Here is a 1,977-nt window from a genome sequence, read left to right as displayed (position 1 = left end):
GCTCAGTGCGGCTGCCGACATTTTCACCGCAGCCTGCGGGTTACTCAGAATTGCGCCCATATGCTCTGCCAGCACCGGGATATCAAGGGCGCTTTCCGGGATCATCACGGCGGCATTGGCGTCAACCAGCCCACGGGCGTTGGCGCTTTGATGGTCACCGGCGGCTGCGGCAAAGGGGATCAGGATCGAGGGCCGTCCGATGACCGAGATGTCCGCCACCGACGACGCCCCCGAACGCGAGATCACCAGCTGCGCCTCCGACATCCGCGCGGGCACGTCGGCAAAGAACGTCTGCACATCGGCATTAACGCCGTGGTCGGCGTAAAACGCATTGACCCGGCCCAAGTCTTCTTCGCGTGCCTGATGCGACACCCGCAGATACCGGCGGATGCCATCGGGCAGCGCGGCAACCGCCGCCGGCACCACGTCAGAGAGGATCCGCGCGCCCTGGCTGCCGCCCATCACCAGCAGGGACATCGGGTAATCGCCCGGCGGAATATACGCCGCACCCGCCCGCTCCATCACCGCGCTGCGCACCGGGTTGCCCACGTGCTCATGCGCGACACCTTCGGGCAACGCGGTCGGCCAGGTGCCGCAGGCCACCCCGGCTACCCGTTTGGCAAAGATCTGGTTCACCCGGCCCAGCACGCCGTTCTGTTCATGGATCATCCGCGGCAGCTTCAAAAGCGTCGCCGCCCCAAGCGCCGGGATTGACGGGTAGCCGCCAAAGCCAATGACGGCATCGGGCCGCTCGCGCCGCATCTGCATTGCCATCGACAGCACGCCGCCTGCGATCTTCGGCGCCACCAGTGCCTTGGCGAGCAGCCCGCCACGGGCAAAGGTGGCCGAGGACACCTGCGAGATTTCCACCGCGCTTGGAAAGGACGCGGTATAGCGCGCGCCCCGTGCGTCGGTCGACAGCTTCACCCGCCAGCCGCTCGCCAGCATGGCTTCGGCCAGCGCCTGCGCCGGAAACATATGGCCGCCGGTTCCGCCAGCGGCCATCAAAAGCAGTTTCTGTGCCATCCCAAGGGGTCTCTTTCACATCTCGTCAGCGGCCGCGGCCGTTCAGGTAATCGGCAATTCCGCCCTGCGGGCGCGTCCGGGTAAAGGCCAGGAGCATACCCACCGCAATCCCGGTGGCAATCAGCGAGGATCCGCCATAGCTGACAAACGGCAAGGTCATGCCTTTGGCGGGCAGCAGCCGCACCGCAACCCCCATGTTGATCATCGCCTGCACGCCGAACATACAGACCAGACCGGTGCCCGCCAGGCGGATGAAGGTATCGCGCTCGCGCATCAGCCTGAACAGCGATCGCACCACGATCGAGGCATAAAGCGCGATCAGAACCGCCACCAGCACCAGCCCGTATTCTTCAGCTGCGACCGCAACGATGAAATCGGTATGGGCATCCGGCAGCGACCATTTCACCTGGCCCTCGCCGACACCGACACCGAACAGCCCGCCCTCGCGGATCGCATTGGTGGCATAGCCCAGCTGAGTGGTGGGATCGACATCCGGGTTCAGGAAGCCGTCGATGCGGCGGGCAAAGTGTTCTGAGCTGTTATAGGCAAAGACACCCCCCAGCACGACCACAGCAGCCATGCACACAAGCAGCAGCATCGGCGCGCCAGCGACGAAATACATCACCCCCCAGCCGAACAGGATCAGGCTGGCCTGGCCGAAATCCGGTTGCAGAACCAGCATCATCACCACCATCATGCACAGGGCGAAGGACATCAGCGTGCCCGGCGGCCCGTTGATCTGCTGGCTGGCTGCAATCATCCAGGCCGCCACCACGATGAAACCGGGCTTCAGGAACTCCGACGGCTGCAGCGAGGCAAACCCCAGCGAATACCAGCGCACCGCGCCTTTGCCGAAATCGGTGCCGAAGATGGGCAGGAAGGCAAGCGCCACAAAGGCCAGCGCAAAGCCCAGCACCGCCAGCCGCCGCACTAGCGTGGGCGACATCACGG

General features: G+C 65.0%; 2 protein-coding genes. Both read right to left on the bottom strand.

The genetic code is table 11. From position 1 onward, the window contains the following. Positions 1-1,026 (bottom strand): UDP-N-acetylglucosamine--N-acetylmuramyl-(pentapeptide) pyrophosphoryl-undecaprenol N-acetylglucosamine transferase (locus tag A2I95_RS34020; protein WP_291736909.1); only part of this gene is annotated, 1,026 nt, incomplete at its 3' end. A gap of 25 nt (positions 1,027-1,051) precedes the next feature. Beyond that, the coding region (locus A2I95_RS34015) for a putative peptidoglycan glycosyltransferase FtsW (RefSeq protein ID WP_291736907.1) at positions 1,052-1,977 on the bottom strand (926 nt) is incomplete at its 5' end.

The organism is Leisingera sp. F5, from assembly GCF_001593695.1.
This window is presented reverse-complemented; position numbering and strand designations above follow the sequence as displayed.